Annotated in this window: 16 protein-coding genes; 9 read left to right on the forward strand and 7 right to left on the reverse strand. The window is 67.7% G+C overall.

Translation table 11 applies throughout. The annotated features are described in order from the left end of the window. Positions 1-100: 100 nt before the first annotated feature. Positions 101-775 carry a helix-turn-helix domain-containing protein gene (locus M9952_12825; protein MCO5313806.1) on the forward strand — a complete coding sequence of 225 codons (675 nt, stop codon included), beginning with the start codon at positions 101-103 and terminating at the stop codon, positions 773-775. 23 nt (positions 776-798) lie between these two features. Here the strand turns inward: M9952_12825 and M9952_12830 are convergent, their stop codons facing one another. Next, the gene (locus M9952_12830) at positions 799-948 is read right to left on the reverse strand and encodes a hypothetical protein (protein ID MCO5313807.1); all 150 of its coding nucleotides are present in this window, start codon (positions 946-948) and stop codon (positions 799-801) included. A gap of 76 nt (positions 949-1,024) precedes the next feature. Between M9952_12830 and M9952_12835 the strand changes: the two genes are divergently transcribed. Beyond that, the gene (locus M9952_12835; GenBank protein ID MCO5313808.1) at positions 1,025-2,320 is read left to right on the forward strand and encodes a hypothetical protein; all 1,296 of its coding nucleotides are present in this window, start codon (positions 1,025-1,027) and stop codon (positions 2,318-2,320) included. Here the strand turns inward: M9952_12835 and M9952_12840 are convergent. After that, entirely contained in the window at positions 2,288-2,887 is a 600-nt protein-coding gene (locus M9952_12840) for a class I SAM-dependent methyltransferase (GenBank protein ID MCO5313809.1), read from the reverse strand. The two genes, M9952_12835 and M9952_12840, sit on opposite strands and share 33 nt — an antisense overlap. Before the next feature lie 151 nt (positions 2,888-3,038). Between M9952_12840 and M9952_12845 the strand changes: the two genes are divergently transcribed. From M9952_12845 to cofE, 4 genes are all read left to right on the forward strand, one after another. Then, positions 3,039-3,947: a GDP-mannose 4,6-dehydratase gene (locus M9952_12845; GenBank protein MCO5313810.1), complete on the forward strand. Its 909-nt coding sequence runs from the start codon at positions 3,039-3,041 to the stop codon at positions 3,945-3,947. An 87-nt stretch (positions 3,948-4,034) separates the two neighbouring features. Beyond that, entirely contained in the window at positions 4,035-5,015 is a 981-nt protein-coding gene (gene gmd, locus M9952_12850; GenBank protein MCO5313811.1) for a GDP-mannose 4,6-dehydratase, read from the forward strand. 21 nt (positions 5,016-5,036) lie between these two features. Then, positions 5,037-6,026, forward strand: coding sequence for a 2-phospho-L-lactate transferase (gene cofD, locus M9952_12855; GenBank protein ID MCO5313812.1), 990 nt, complete (start codon positions 5,037-5,039; stop codon positions 6,024-6,026). Next, entirely contained in the window at positions 6,023-6,727 is a 705-nt protein-coding gene (gene cofE, locus M9952_12860; GenBank protein ID MCO5313813.1) for a coenzyme F420-0:L-glutamate ligase, read from the forward strand. The genes cofD and cofE overlap by 4 nt, the downstream gene beginning before the upstream one ends. A 13-nt stretch (positions 6,728-6,740) precedes the next feature. On the opposite strand, the gene M9952_12865 is transcribed toward cofE, so the two are convergent. From M9952_12865 to M9952_12880, 4 genes are all read right to left on the reverse strand, one after another. Next, positions 6,741-7,697, reverse strand: coding sequence for an NAD-dependent epimerase/dehydratase family protein (locus M9952_12865; GenBank protein ID MCO5313814.1), 957 nt, complete (start codon positions 7,695-7,697; stop codon positions 6,741-6,743). A 70-nt stretch (positions 7,698-7,767) separates the two neighbouring features. Further along, positions 7,768-8,778 carry an NDP-sugar synthase gene (locus M9952_12870; GenBank protein ID MCO5313815.1) on the reverse strand — a complete coding sequence of 337 codons (1,011 nt, stop codon included), beginning with the start codon at positions 8,776-8,778 and terminating at the stop codon, positions 7,768-7,770. 2 nt (positions 8,779-8,780) lie between these two features. Continuing rightward, entirely contained in the window at positions 8,781-9,584 is an 804-nt protein-coding gene (locus M9952_12875; GenBank protein ID MCO5313816.1) for a hypothetical protein, read from the reverse strand. Between the two features lie 77 nt (positions 9,585-9,661). Continuing rightward, on the reverse strand, positions 9,662-10,903 hold the full coding sequence (locus tag M9952_12880; protein MCO5313817.1) for a glycosyltransferase family 4 protein: 1,242 nt from the start codon (positions 10,901-10,903) through the stop codon (positions 9,662-9,664). A gap of 42 nt (positions 10,904-10,945) precedes the next feature. Here M9952_12880 and M9952_12885 point away from each other — a divergent pair, with 42 nt between their 5' ends. Further along, positions 10,946-11,968 (forward strand): hypothetical protein, encoded by a 1,023-nt coding sequence (locus M9952_12885; protein ID MCO5313818.1) that lies wholly within the window; start codon positions 10,946-10,948, stop codon positions 11,966-11,968. A 6-nt stretch (positions 11,969-11,974) separates the two neighbouring features. Next, positions 11,975-13,084, forward strand: coding sequence for a glycosyltransferase family 4 protein (locus M9952_12890; GenBank protein ID MCO5313819.1), 1,110 nt, complete (start codon positions 11,975-11,977; stop codon positions 13,082-13,084). Here M9952_12890 and M9952_12895 read toward each other — a convergent pair. Then, entirely contained in the window at positions 13,081-14,232 is a 1,152-nt protein-coding gene (locus M9952_12895; GenBank protein MCO5313820.1) for a glycosyltransferase family 4 protein, read from the reverse strand. The two genes, M9952_12890 and M9952_12895, sit on opposite strands and share 4 nt — an antisense overlap. 111 nt (positions 14,233-14,343) lie before the next feature. On the opposite strand from M9952_12895, the gene M9952_12900 reads away from it, so the two are divergent. Next, complete coding sequence (locus tag M9952_12900; protein MCO5313821.1) at positions 14,344-15,315, forward strand: GDP-L-fucose synthase; 972 nt, start codon at positions 14,344-14,346, stop codon at positions 15,313-15,315. Positions 15,316-15,356 lie beyond the last annotated feature (41 nt).

Raw genomic sequence — 15,356 nt, forward strand, 5'->3', positions numbered from 1 at the left:
GGCGGCTCCGCCCCAACTTCGGCGGCAGGCCGCCCCAGTCGACCGGAGGTTTCTCTATCGGCTGGTAGGATTTCGAGGTCGACGCACCCTCGGAGCTGCCATGGCAGGAGCCCTCGCCCCAATCGACCTCGAACACATGCGACAGCACCGCGCACTCGGCGACCCGACCCGCCATGCCGTGTTCGTCCACCTTCGCGAAGCCGAACGCCCTGTCGATGTGGCCGAACTCACCGCCAAGTTCGGGCTCAACCACAACGCCATCCGCCAGCATCTGGCGCGTCTGGCCGACGCGGGTCTGATCACCGACGAGCTCCGGGCCTCCACCGGCCCGGGACGACCGGCAAAGCTCTATCGCGTCGTTCCCGGTGCGGCCCAACGTTGGGGCGGGACCAGCCCGCACGAGACGCTGGCGGACATGTTGCTCGAGATGGTCCGAACCGGACGCTCAGCGCTCGAGATCGGCCGCGACACCGGTCGTCGGCTCGCTGCAGACAACGCCCCGGCGGGTTCCGCCGTCGAGATCCTCGACGGGGTCGCTAGGCGACTTGGCTTTGAACCGTGCGTCGAACTCACCGAGCGCGGAGCCGACATCGTGTTGGGGCGCTGCCCGTTTGTCGACCCGGCCACCACAGCACCCGAGATCGTGTGTGAGTTGCACCGGGGCATCGCGGAGGGCATCGCCGAGGCGACCGACACCGACGACGTCATCGAGGACCTCGTCATGCGCCCACCCGCCGCCGCCGGGTGCCGCATCAGGGTCGCTTCGTCGAACTGACGGGGGTCGCGACGCGTTCAACCTCAGGACGGAGCGGGTCCAACGTCGGCTACGCCATCCTCGTCGTCGCCATCCTCGTCCTCCTCGTCGTCGAACAAGTGCGCCCAACACGGCGGGTCTCCCCCGAGGTCGTGAGCGTCGACCGTGCCGCCATCTCCCGGTTGCCGATTCACCAGCCAACCCCCTAGCGTTTTTCCATCACCTGGTAGTGAAACTATCACCGGTGGAATCGAGACCGTCGGGGGTGCCATGACGATCGACTCGCCCGAAGGCGACTCACCAGACAGCGCAAACACTGGCCCGAGCGAGAACAAGCGGCCCGAAGCGACCGCACGCACCGACAAGCGACCCCGCGGTGCGGCCGACCGCGTGGTGCGAACTCATCGCCAAACCCGCCCGACGGTGGCGATCACGGTGTTCGCCATGGCGGCCGCGTTCGGCGCCTGGGCACTCGGCGGGTCGTCGTGGGTGGCGATCCACCTCATGGCGGCGGTCGGACTCGTCACCATCATCAGCGGCGTCTCGCTCATGTTGACGGTCACCTGGTCGGCGGCTCCCGCTCCTCCCGATGCCGCGGTTCTGGTGCAGCGGTTCTGCATTGCGATCGGAGCGGTAGCGATCATCGCCGGGCGCCATTTCGACCTCGGAGCCCCCGTTGTTGTCCCCGGTGCCGCTCTGTATCTCACGGGGTTGGCGCTCCTGGCCGCGTTGTTGGCATTGACCGTGCGGCGCGGCGTCGAGCGGCGCTACGACCCGGCGTTCATCGCGTACGTCGCCGCACTGTGCGCGGGATGCGCCGGTGTCGTGGTCGGCACCGTCATGGCCCTCGACGGGTCGACGCCCGCACGGGTCGACACCCACATCACGCTCAACGTTCTGGGCCTCGTCGGCCTCGTGGTGGTTGGGACCTTGCCGTTTTTCACCGCCACGGTCGGACGCAGCCGGATGGCACCGAAGGCCACCGCGTCGCGCATCGTGATGGTCGTCGCGTGGCAAAGCGTCGCGGTCGCCGTCATCAGTACCGCGATGTCGACTCAGCGGGCCCCGGTCGCGGCCGCGGGCCTCGCCGCCTATGGCTTCGGCCTCGTCGCAGTTCTCGCGTTGTTGCCGCGCCCCACCCGTCGGCAGTTGGAGTGGGCCGGGCCACGCCTCATCGCGATCTGGGCGGGCACGCTGTGGTGGGCGGTCGCGGTGGTGGCCTCTGCGGTCGTGGTGGGCGCCGATGGTCGCGCCACGTTCAGTCGGCAGTGGGTGTGGACGCTCGTCGTGGCCGGATACGGCCAGATCCTGTGGGGGTCGCTCGCCTACCTCATGGCGGTGCTTCGCGGTGGCGGACACCGGCTTCTCGCCGAGGGGTTTGCCGCGACGCGGTCGTGGTTGGGTTTGGTGGCGGCGAACCTCACCGGCGTCGCACTCGCGACCTCGCAGCCGAAGATCACGGCCGCGACGACCACGGTGTGGCTCGCCGACACCGCGTGGCGCGCCGCCCGAGTCGGTTTCGGCCGCCGGGCGCTAACGGGCGAGCACGGCAACCAGGAACGTTGAGGACGCATCGAACCGGCGGACATCCCACGCCGACAGGAGCAACTCCTCACCAAAGCCAGCGGCCGCAGCGTCGGCACGGAACTCCTCGAACTCGTACCCGCGATCCGCGCCGAACCCGATGACGCAGCGACCACCCTCGGCGAGGTGCGAATGCAATCGCACCAGCACATCGCGCCGGGTCGTCGGATCGAGGAAGGTCATCACATTTCCGGCGCACACGGCCAGGTCGAACTCGTGTGGAAGCCCCATCGCCTCGAGGTTGAACTCCGCGAGGTCGGCGGACACCCAGGTCGCGGCGGGGTGATCTCCCTGCGCGGCCGCGATGAGCGCCGGGTCGATGTCGACGCCGACGACCGAATGGCCGAGGGCGGCGAGGCGGCCACCGACCCGGCCCGGCCCACAGCCGGCATCGAGAATCCGCGAACCGCGCGGCACCATCGCGTCGACGAGTCTCGCCTCGCCGTCGAGGTCGTCACCCGCTGCGGCCATCGCCCGGAACCGTTCGATGTACCACTCCGAATGGCCGGGGTTCTGCTCGATCATCTGCAGCCAACGGTTCTCGCTCATGGTCTATGACCGTACCAACCGGGTCGGCCCGCAACGACCGGCCCCGGAACCGGCACCGACCGCCACCGGGTAGACTGCCGACGATGTTCGCGCACGAACCGACCCGTCGTTGCGGCCCGCGATGTGCCGATACCCGGGGTCGCGCGCTCCGGTGAAGGCTCTGATCACCGGCGCCTCCGGTTTCGTCGGACCGCACCTCGCCGCACACCTCGAAGCCTCCGGCGACGAAGTGGTCTGCACCGACCGTGCAAGTGGGGCCGACGTGTGTGACGAGGCCCAGATCGCCGACGTGTTCGCGACCCACCGGCCCGAGGTCGTGTTCCACCTCGCCGGAGACAGCGACGTCGGCGGAAGCTGGCACCACCCACGCTCCACGTTCCTCGCGAACGCCGTCGGAACGCTCAACGTGATGGAAGCGGCTCGGGCCGCCGGCGTTCGGCGGGTTGTCGCCATCGGCAGCGCCGACGTGTACGGCAAGGTGGCCGTCGACGAGTTGCCGCTCACCGAACACTCGGCGTTGCGTCCGGCAAGTCCCTATGCGGCCTCGAAGATCGCGGCCGACGCCGTCACCCAGCAGGCGTGGCTCGGACACGGGCTCGAAACGATCCGCGTGCGGGCGTTCAACCATCTCGGTCCGGGGCAGAGCGACCGGTTCGTCGCCCCGGCGATCGCCACCCGTATCGCCCGAAACGAACTCGACGCCGCAACCTCGGTGCCGGTCGGCAACCTCGAGGCCCGCCGAGACATCACCGACGTCCGCGACGTGGTTCGCGCCTACCGCCTCCTCGCCGTGAGCGGCGAACCCGGCGAGGTCTACAACGTCTGCAGCGGCACCACGGTCGCGATCGCCGAACTCGCCGAACAACTCGTCGCCATGGCCCGCCACCCCATGGAGCTCGTGGTGGACGAATCGCTGCTTCGCCCGGTCGACATCCCCGTGCTGTGCGGCGATAACACCAAATTGTGCGAGCGCACCGGCTGGGAGCCGGAGCTCTCACTCACCACCACCTTGTCCGACCTCATGGACGACTGCCGCGCCCGACTCGCGGCCTCGGTGTGATCCCCCGGTGCGGGGCCCCGACGGATCCGTGGATCGGCCCGCCATCACCACTACTGTCAAGAATCCGCTGATCGGGAGTTCCCAGCAATGACCAAGCGCGCGCTTATCACCGGTATCACGGGCCAGGACGGCTCCTATCTCGCCGAGTTCCTGCTCGACCAGGGCTATGAGGTCTTCGGCATGGTCCGGCGCTCCTCGACGGTGACCTTCGAGCGCATCGCCCACCTTCAAGACGATGTGACGATGGTGTATGCGGACCTGCTTGATCAGGCGTCGATGATCGAGGTCCTCAACAAGTACCGGCCCGATGAGGTGTACAACCTCGCGGCGCAGAGCTTCGTGCCCACCAGCTTCAGCCAGCCGGTCCTCACCGGTGAGGTCACCGCCCTCGGCGTGACCCGCCTCCTCGACGCCATCCGTCTGGTGAACCCCGACATCCGCTTCTACCAGGCCTCGAGTTCGGAGATGTTCGGCAAGGTCGTCGAGGTCCCTCAGACCGAGTCCACCCCGTTCTACCCGCGCAGCCCTTACGGCGTGGCGAAGCTGTACGGCCACTGGATCACGATCAACTACCGCGAGTCCTACGACCTGCATGCCAGCTCCGGCATCCTGTTCAACCACGAGTCGCCGCGCCGCGGCCTTGAGTTCGTGACCCGGAAGATCTCCTACGGGGTGGCCAACATCAAGCTCGGGCGCCAGTCCGAACTGCGCCTCGGCAACCTCGACGCCCAACGCGACTGGGGCTTCGCTGGCGACTACGTCAAGGCGATGTGGCTCATGATGCAACAGGACACCGCCGATGACTACGTGGTCTCGACCGGCGAAACGCACGAGGTGCGCGAGTTCTGCCAGATCGCTTTTGGCCATGCCGGGCTGAACTGGGAGGACCACGTCGTGGTCGACCCGGAGTTCTTCCGCCCCGCGGAGGTCGACCTGCTGATCGGGGATCCGACCAAGGCCCGAACCAGGCTCGGCTGGGAACCCGAGACGAGTTTCGAACAGCTCGTGACGATGATGGTCGACGCCGACATCGCCTTCCTCGAGGGCAAGCTCAAAGGCATCAGCTGAGGCCGGAGCCTCACCATCACCATGCAGATCACCACGATCGCCGGGGGGGTCGGAGCGGCGCGCATGTTGCGTGCCCTCGGCGCAACCTGGGGACCCTCGTCGCTGACCGCGATCGTCAACGTCGCCGACGACGAGCTTGTCAACGGGCTTCCCGTCTCCCCCGACATCGACTCGATCCTCTACACCCTCGCCGGGGCGAACGACGAGCAGCGCGGCTGGGGGCTCGGCGGCGAAACCTGGCAGGCGATGTCGATGCTTCGCCGCTACGCGGAGGCAAACGGGCGCAGCGATATCGGCTGGTTCAATCTCGGAGATCTCGACCTCGGCAGCCACATGTATCGGGCGGTCCGCCTCGCTGAGGGGGCGGCACTCGACGTCGTCACCGCGGAGATGGCCCGGGCGTGGGGGCTCGAGCTGCGAATCGTTCCGGTCACGAACGACCGTTTGTCCACCAAGCTCCACACCGAGGACGGTCGCCTGGACTTTCAGGAGTATTTCGTTCGAGAGCACCACGAGGTTGCGGTGACCGGGGTGGAGTTCGACGGAACCGACACCGCGACCGCGGCGCCCGGGGTTCTCGGTTCCATCGCCGGGGCCGAGGTCATCGTGATCGCACCGTCGAACCCGATCGTGTCGGTGGGCCCGGTGCTCGCCGTGCCCGGGGTTCGCGACGCGATCGAGGCCCGGCGCGAGGTTGCCGTGGCCGTGTCACCCATCATCGGGGGCAAGGCACTCAAGGGGCCCGCAGATCGCCTGCTGCGCGAGCTCGGCCACGAGTCCTCAGCGCTCGGGGTCGCCCGCATGTACGTCGACCTCGTCTCCACGATGGTGATCGACACCGTCGACGCCGATCTCGCCCCCGACATCGAGGCCCTCGGGATGACCGTGGTGGTAACCGACACGATCATGAGCGACCTCGACATCGCTCGCCGGCTCGCGCTCAGCACCGTCGAAGCGATCACCGGCACTGCATCCTCAACCCCCCACGCAGCATCGGGAGAGCCGTCATGAGCGAACTGCGAATCTTCGGCGTCGAGGGCATCGGCGAGATCACCCGTGGAACCGACCTTGCCTCCGCAATCTGCGCCGCCGTCGAGTTGTGCGACGGCGACGTGATCGTGGTGACCCAGAAGATCGTCTCGAAGGCCGAGGGAGCCATGGTCGAGGTCGACCCCGACGATCCGCTCAGCCACAAGCCGATCGTCGAACGCGAATCGCGTCGAATCCTGCGCCGCCGCGGCGAACTCATCATCTCCGAGACCAAACACGGGTTCGTCTGCGCGAACGCCGGCATCGACCTCTCCAACGTCGACCGCGGCCAGGCCGCGCTGTTGCCCGACGACCCGGACCGCTCGGCGCGGCGCATCCGCGACGCCATCCGCGGCAAGTTCGGGGTCACGGTCGGGGTGGTCGTGAGCGACACCTTCGGACGCCCGTGGCGTCGCGGGGTCACCGACGTCGCCATCGGTTCCGCCGGCATCGTCGCGGTGCTCGACCTGCGCGGCACGGTCGACGCCTACGGCCGCGAGCTCATGGTCACCGAAGTCTGCGTGGTCGACGAGTTGTGCGGTGCCGCCGACCTCGTCATGGGCAAGTCGACCGGCGTGCCCGTCGCCGTCGTCCGGGGCGTCGATCCGAGCTGGTTGGGCGACGTCGGCGGAGGTGTTCTCACCGACGTCGTTCGCTCCCCCGCCGACGACCTTTTCCGTTAGGCCCAGGCTCGCATCACGGTGCGCTCTGTTCGCCGCGGGCCCACTCGATCACCGCGCTCGTGCCGGCGTCGAGGTGGGTCCACGACTCCCAGCCCAGGTGCACCGCGGCCTTGGCTGCGCTCAACGAGATTCGGTCGAGTTCGCCGGTTCTCGCCGGAGCGTAGATCGCCGGTTCGCTCACGTCGGCCGCCGTCGCCATCGAGGTGTACAACTCGTTGACCGACACCTCGCGGCCCGTGCCGATGTTGAACAGGATTCCGTCGCCGCGGGTGGCCGCGCGCACGAACGCGTCGACCACGTCGTCGACGAAAACGAAATCTCGGGTCTGGGTCCCGTCGCCGAAGATCGTGCACGGTTCACCGGCGAGCAGTCGCCCGGCGAAGATGGACACCACCCCTGCCTCCCCGTGCGGGTCCTGGCGCGGGCCGTACACGTTGGCCAACGCCAGCGAGGTGAAGTCGAGTCCGTAGAGCGTGTTGTAGGCGACGAGATAGTCGGTGAACACCTTCTTGCTCACGCCGTAAGGCGACTCGGGCCGCTGGGGCGCAGCCTCGGTCACCGGCAGCGAGGACGGGTCCGGTTCCCCGTAGATGGTGCCGCCGCTCGAGGCGAACACGACCTTACGGGTTTCGGCGCGGCGAGCGCCCTCCAACACGTTGATGCCACCGAGAATGTTGATGGATGCATCGAGTGCGGGATCCGATACGGAGACCCGCACGTCGGCCTGCGCGGCGAGGTGAAAGATCACCTCGGGCTTGCGGCGTTCGATCAGGGTGACGACCTCGGCGTTACGAATGTCGATCTGGTGAAACGTGAGGTCGTGGTCGCGATTCGACCGGGCCTCGGCGAGATTCGACAGTTTGCCCGACGAGAGACTGTCGATGACGTCGACCGAGTGGCCCTCGGCGAGCAGTCGGTCGACGAGGGTCGACCCGATGAACCCCGCACCACCGGTCACCAACGCGCGCATTGCACTCCCTTTCCGAACGGCACATCGCCGCAGTGGATCGACCGCCGAAGTGCGATCGTCCGAGGTAAATCTACTGCCAGGTCGACGGATCCGGCACCGTCACGGCATCGATCGTCGCTGCGTCGGCGACCGTCTCGCCGTGGCCGATCACCGCCCCGCCGATCACGCGGGCTCCTGACCCGATTCTGGCTCCGGCCCCGACGATCGATCCCTCGACCACGGCGTCCGCACCGATGGTGGCCCCCGCCATGACGATGGAGTCACGAATGGTTGCCCCCGACCCGATCGACGCCCGTGGATTCACCATCGAATGCTCGACCACGGCACCGTCGGCCACGGTTGCGTCGGCCGCCACGCCGGCTTCGTTCGAGCGCGTGCCGTCGATCAGGTCGAGGCAGGCCTGGAGATAGGCGCTCGGCGTGCCGGCGTCGATCCAGTAGGTGTCATAGGCCACAGCCTTGAGGGTGCCTCGTTCCACGAGCACCGGAAACGTCTCGCGCTCGACCGACACTTTGCGGCCCTCGTCGATCAGGTCGAGCACCGACGGCTCCATCACATAGGTGCCGGCGTTGATGAGGTTGCACGGCTCGGTTCCCGGGGCCGGCTTTTCGACGAACGCGCGCACCGAACCGTCCTCGGCGGTGTCCACCACTCCGAACCGCGACGGATCCTCGACGCCGATGAGGTGCAGAGTCGCCTCGCCACCGAGGAATCGGTGCTGTTCCACGAGCCAGCGGTAGTCGAGGTCGGTGAGCACGTCGCCGTTGACGACCAGAAACGTCTCGTCGACCCCCGCATGGCGGGCGGCGAATCGGATCGCCCCGGCGGTGTCGAGCGGCTCGGGTTCGATCGCATAGTGCAGGCGCACCCCCGCACAGGTCCCGTCGGGGAATGCCTCGGTGAAACGGTCGGGAGCGAAACCCAGCGACACCACCGCCTCGGTCACTCCACCGGCGCCGAGCCGTGCGATGACACGCTCGAACATCGTGACCGAACCGATCGGAAGCATCTGCTTCGGAGTCGCCAGGGTCAACGGACGCAGGCGCGTTCCGAACCCTCCGACGAGCACGACGGCGCGCACGCTCAGTTCCCGGCGGTCGTGGTGGTTGCGTCGGCGCCGGGGTCGGCTTCGTCCGCGCCGGCGTCACCGGAGCCCTCCTGCACCGTGCCCTCGGCGTCGCCGTCAGATGCCGGCGCAATGGTCGTCGTGGCCTGGTTGCGCGGCACCGCACCGGCGTCCGGGTTGGAAAGGTTGTCCACCGCCCCGGGCAGGTCGATCGAGTCGGTGTCCTTGTCGACCAACGCGAGGGCGAACGCGGCGCCGTTCTGCTCGAATCGAACCGACGCGAAGTCGGCGTCGACCACGGTCGGCTTGGTGCGATCCGAGGCCTGCGGCGGCCAGACGAACAACTTGATGACCGTGTCGGTGCTCGCATCGTCGCCGTCGCCGCAGGTGGCTCCGGCCTTGAGCTCGGTGCCATCGGCGAAGGTGACCGAGTCGTCGGTCACCTCCATCCCCTGAGCTTCGAAGAACCGCCCAAGCGTTGCGTTGCGCCCGGCGGTCTCCTCGGAGGAAGGCCCGACGATGATCACGCCGTTACCCATGGCTTCGATGTCCGACTCGGTGGCCGGCGGCAGGAGGTTTGCCAGGTACCCGTCGCACTCGTAAGTGCCGTACGCCTGATACCAGGTGTCGCGACCCGCCCGAGGTCGCTCGCCGTCTCCGTGAATTCGCGCATCTCGAGCGAGCCACACGAGAACGCATCCGACCACGATGATCCCGGCGATCAGCGCCGGATATCCGAGCGGGCGCCGCTGCCCGACGGAACGATTCACCCCGGCGCGTTGGACGCGCTGGATCTTCTTGGACGAGGAAGGCGTAGCCATAGCGCTCCAAAGCTAGTCGAATCGCCCTCGGCGGCCGAACTTCACACCACGTCGATGTCGTGGGCGCCGCGCTGGGGTCAACTGCGGGATCGACGATCGATCAGTTCCTCAAAGAGACGTTCGTAGGCCTCAGCGACCGCCGCGGGCGACGCCCAGTTCTCCACCCACCGTCGCCCCGACGCCCCCATGTCACGCCGCTCCTCGGCGTCGTCGAGGAGCGGCTCAAGCGCCTCGCAGAACGCATCGAGGTCCTCAGGGGGAACCGATACTCCAGCGTTGGCTGCACGAATCGAACGTTCAACCTCGGTGTCGGAGTCGACCGAGGCAACACAGGGGCGCCCCGCGGCGAGGATCGAGTACATCTTCGACGGAACGCTTGAGCGCGCGAGTCCGCGTTTCAACAGCACGGTGTGGATGTCGGCGGAGGCCAGGACCTCGACCAAGCGTTCCTTGGGTTGGAGCCCGGCGAACACGATGTTGTCGAGGCCGTCCGCCGACCCGCGGACCTCGTTGAGCCCGGACCCTTCCCCGTTGACCACGAACACCACATCGCGACGATCGGCAAATCGACGCGCCGCGCCGACGAGGAGGTCGAGGCTCTGGGAGTATCCGACGTTGCCCGCATACATCACCACGGTGCGATCGCCGAGGCCGAACTCCTTGCGGTAGGTGGTCATGCGGTCGGCGGGGGCGATGCGTTCGGTGTCGACGAAGTTCGGGATCACCCGCACCCGGTCGGGGTTCCGGCGACCGATTTTGGTTCGCAGATTGTCCCGCAGGTCGTCGCTCAGCACGGTGACGGCGTCGGAGCGCAGATACAGGAACCGCTCGAGCCACCTGGCGACGGCGATCACCTTCGAATTCGTGATCGCTCCCACCTCGACCGCGACGTCGGGGAACACATCTTGGATGTTGAACACCATCGGCACACGAAACCGGCGAGCCGCCAGCCACCCGGCGATCCCAAGAATCAGCGGGGGCGACATCACCAACACCGCGTCGGGGCGTTCGCGGCGAAACATCGACACCAGGGTCGCGACCCCGGTGAACCCGCCGAAGGCGAGCGCCCGAGCCCAGATGTTGCTCTTGTTCGTCGGGAATGGGTGCAGGCGGGTGATCGAGCCCCACGGCGTCGTCTCGGTCTGGGTGAGCTTGTGGTCCCAGCCGGGTTCGATGTCGTGCTTTCGGTACCACGGCAGCGCGGTCACGATGTCGAGGCGATGCCCGCGCTCAACGAGCGCCGACGCGATCGACGTCATGACTTCGCCGGTTGGGGCGACATCGGGGGCGTAGTGGGGGCAGATGACGAGCAGCTTCACGGCACGCCGATGATAGGTCGTGACCCACTACGCTTCGCACCCATGCAGATCGTCTATCTGAGTAACCGGCCGACGGTTCTGCGAGAAACGTGGGAACACGTTCGGCGCCATATGCCCTTCGTCACGCGAGCACTCGTCATCGCCCCCGGGAATCTCACCGGCGAGTTCGGCCTTGAGGACGACGCCTCGGTGACGTTCGTCGACGAGTCCGAGATCTCCGGTCGCTCGGGTGCCGAACTCGCGGCGCTCAACCATGTCACCCGAAACGTGACCCTGCGACGTGCGGCGGTCGATGCCGGCCTCGTCGAGGACGTATTCGTGCTTTCCGACGACGACTACCGCCCGATCAAGCCCATCCGACGCGAGTTCTTCACCGACGGCGAACGCGACCGCTCGTACTACTTCGGCGACCTCGAGAGCTGGACCGGCTACGGCACCGACTTCGACGACGCCCAGCGCATCACCGGTGCGGTGCTCGCCTACCTCGGGGCGCCCCGCCTGGCTTGTGCCGTGCACCACCCGCAGATCATGCGAAGAGACCTCTGGATCGAGGCTTTCGAACTGTGGGACTCGTTGCGCGACGACAACCTGCTCTGTGAATGGGCGTGGTACTTCAACGTCAGCCGCTGGCGTCACCCGGAGCGGTTCTCGACCAACGAGGTGTACCGCACGCTGTGCTGGCCGCCGCATCTGCACGAGTTCGCGCGCCTGTATCGCCAGCCCGAGTACCAGTTCGAGAACTTCTATCCCGAGTTCTACGAACAGGGGCGGGTTTTCGAGGGGCTTCCGCGCACGGTGCCCGCCGACGATGCCACCGCCGCGCGGGTCGCCGTCGACAAGCTGGTCCGCTGGAGCGAACTGGGATTCGCGGTCGGCCGCCTCGACTTCGCGAACACGCCTGACGAGCCGTGGACCAAGGGCGACTGGAAGCGCCGCGTGGCGTTTCGCGGCCTGTGGGCCGCACGCAAGGTGTACGACTACGCGTCGCTCGAGGACCGCGCCGAGGCGAACCGAATTCACGCCGGCGACGACGCCCGCGACCGCTTCACCCCCTATGAGGGTTAAGCCGCGATGACGGCGCAGCGACCGCGCGTCGCGTTGACCCTCGAGCAGTGCTGGCACGAGGTCCCCGGGGGCACCGCACGGGCGGCGCTCGAACTCGTCGACGCTCTGCGCAGTCGCGACAACGTTGCGATGGTCGGCATCGCGGCCCGACACAACTCGCCGCCCGCCGAGGCCTACCGACCGTCGATCCCCGTCGAACACGTCGCACTCCCCCGCCTCGCCATGTACGAGTCGTGGCACTGGCTGCGCCGACCGCTCGTTGAGTCGACGACCGGGCCGGTGGATCTCGTCCACGCCACGGGGATCGCGGTGCCTCCGACGAAGGTGCCCCTCGTCGCCACCCTGCACGACCTCGCGTTCCTCCACCTCCCCGAGATGTACACGCGCCGGGGCAACGCGTTCTTCCGGCGCGCCCTCGAACTCACGCGGCGACACGCCGCCATCGTGTGCTGCTCGTCGCTGGCGACCCTCGAAGACTGCGCGGAGGCCGGCATCGACCGCTCACGACTGCGCCACGTGCCCCTCGGGGTGGACATTCGTCCCGTCACCGACGACGACCGCCAACGGGTCCGGCGCCGGTACGGACTTGAGCGGCCATTCGTGTTGTGGACCGGAACCCGCGAGCCGCGCAAGAACCTGGCACGACTCCTCGACGCGTTCGCCCGGGCCGACACCGGCGACGCCGAACTCGTGCTCGTCGGGCCGAGCGGATGGCACAGCGATCAGACCGGCCTGGACGCACCGCAGCCCAAGAACGTGCGCACCCTCGGCTTCGTTCCCCGCGACGATCTCGACGCCCTCTATTCGTGTGCCGAGATCTTCTGCTTCCCGAGCCTGCTCGAGGGCTTCGGGCTTCCGGTCGTCGAGGCGATGGGGCACGGCACCGCGGTCATCACGAGCCTCGCCACGTCGACCGAGGAGGTGGCCGGCGACGCCGGTGTGCTGATCGACCCGCTCGACGTCGATGCCCTGGCGTCAGCGATTGAGTCGCTACTCGCGGATGATGAGCGTCGGGCTCGACTGGGTGCCGCCGGGTGGGAACGGGCAATGGGCTACACCTGGGACCGGTGCGCTGAGCTGACCGAGGCGGTATACGCCGAGGCCCTCGGCCGTTAACGGCCGGCGCTCGTCCCCGCTGCGGCGTGTTCGAGCACCTGCACCACCTCGTCGGCGAATCGATCCCGGCGGAAGAGCTCGGCCCGGTCACGGTTATGGCGAGCGATCGCCGCGGACCCGGAGGGGTCATCGAGCAGCGACCGTAACGCATCGGCGAGTGATGTTCCGATCTGTTGCGGGGTGTCACCGACCAGCAGCGGCCCATTGCGCCCGACGACAAAGACATCCGAGATCCCGGCGTGATCGGTCGCCGCAACCACCGAGCCGCTCGCGTACGCCTCCAGGATGGCGAGCGGCTGACCCTCCCACGGATATCGCGTCGGCACGGCGACGACCGCCGCGCGTCGCAGCGTCTCCGCACGCGCCGTGTCGTCGAGTTCACCGACGTAGGTGAGGTTCGCCAGCGCATCGGCAGCGCTCACGACGGCGTCGAGATCGCTCGGGTCGGGAGCGCCGCCCGCGATCACGAACCGCACGCGGTCGTCGCCCTCAGCGGCGAACCGGTGGGCCGCGTCGATGACGGCCGGGTATCCCTTCGATGCGAACAACGATGACAAGTACAACACGGTGATCGGCTCGGCCTCGACCGGCCGGTCGTTCACCTGCTGCCAACGCTGCGGTGGGACCGCCGGATCGACAAAGAGCTCGTCCGCGGCGAAGTTCACCACCTCCACCACGCGCTCCTCATCGACCACCCTCGAGAGCTGCCCACGAAGGCTCGGGCCCAGCACAATGACCGCCCCGACCGAACCGAACCACCGGCGGGTCAACGGGGCCCACCGGCCGTTCAGCACATGTGCGAATCCACCACCGTGCAGGTGCAGGACCGCGCGTCTGCGCTTGGCGGCACCCATCGCGCCGAGCAACAACAGGTCCTTCGCGTGTCCGACCACGGTCTGAGACGGCGACAGATAGATGGTGTCGGCGTCGCTGCGCCGGACGCGCACTGCAGCAACGAGGGTCCGCCACACCTGACGAGCGGTTGCGCCGAGATGACGCAACGAACCGACCCCCTGGCGAAGCTCGCCTTTGCTCGTGGCGATGACCTCGACGTCATGGCTGGTGTTCAAGCGCTCAAGCACCGCCAGGTCGCACAGACTCTGGCCGGTCCGGGGCGGAGGAAGCGGGGCCAAGAACGCGACTCGCATCGGCGGGCGACGCTACCACGAGGCTCGGCGATCACCGATCGGGGCGCCATGGGCGAGGACCAGTCCGGCAGGATCCCCGCGGTGAGGAACAGCGAGTAGCGTTGGCACGCGATGAGCAGCGACACCGCACAGTTCTGGAGTGGCCGCCGAGTCGTGATCACCGGCGGAAACGGTTTCCTCGGAAATGCCGTCGTGGCTCGGCTTCGCAACGTCGGCGCAACCGACATTTTCTGCCCCGACAGCGATGAGTTCGACCTGACGAGCCCCTCGGCCGCCGACCGCATGATCGAACACCTTCGCCCCGATGTTCTCATCCACCTCGCCGCTCGTGTCGGCGGGATCGGGGCCAACCGAGAACGCCCAGCCGATCTCTACCTTGAGAACCTGCTGATGGGCACCTACGTCATCGACTCCACCCGTCGATTGGCGGTGCCCAAGACCGTCGTCATCGGCACGATCTGCTCCTACCCCAAGTTCACACCGGTGCCGTTCAACGAGACCTCGTTGTGGACGGGTTACCCCGAGGAGACGAACGCCCCCTACGGCATCGCCAAGCTCGTGCAACTCGTGCAGCTCCAGGCGAACCGGGCGCAGTACGGACAGTCCGGGATCTACCTGATGCCGACCAACTTGTACGGACCCGGCGACAAGTTCAATCCGGCGGTGAGCCACGTCATCCCCGCCCTCATCAAGAAATGCGTCGACGCGAAGGAATCGGGGCAGGGCCACATCGAGGTCTGGGGAACCGGTTCCGCTAGCCGGGAGTTCCTCTATGTCGACGACGCCGCCCGGGGCATCGTGATGGCCGCCGAGCGCTACGACGGCGAGGAGCCGGTGAACCTCGGCACCGACGAGGAACGCCCCATCAAAGAACTCGTGCCGATGATCGCCGAGTTCACCGGGTTCGAGGGCGAGATTCGCTGGGACGCCACCAAGCCCGACGGGCAGCCGCGCCGCGGCGTCGACACCTCCCGGGCACGCGAGTTGTTCGGCTTCGAGGCCGAGGTTGGATTCGAGGAAGGCCTCCGGACCACGATCGAGTGGTACCTGGCCAACCGCGACGAGGCCGAGCGACGCGTCTGATTCTCTCTCCCCCCCCCGGGCGCGGTTGGGTTTCACTGTCG

Source organism: Microthrixaceae bacterium (genome assembly GCA_023957975.1).
In the GTDB taxonomy this organism is placed as follows: domain Bacteria; phylum Actinomycetota; class Acidimicrobiia; order Acidimicrobiales; family Microtrichaceae; genus JAMLGM01.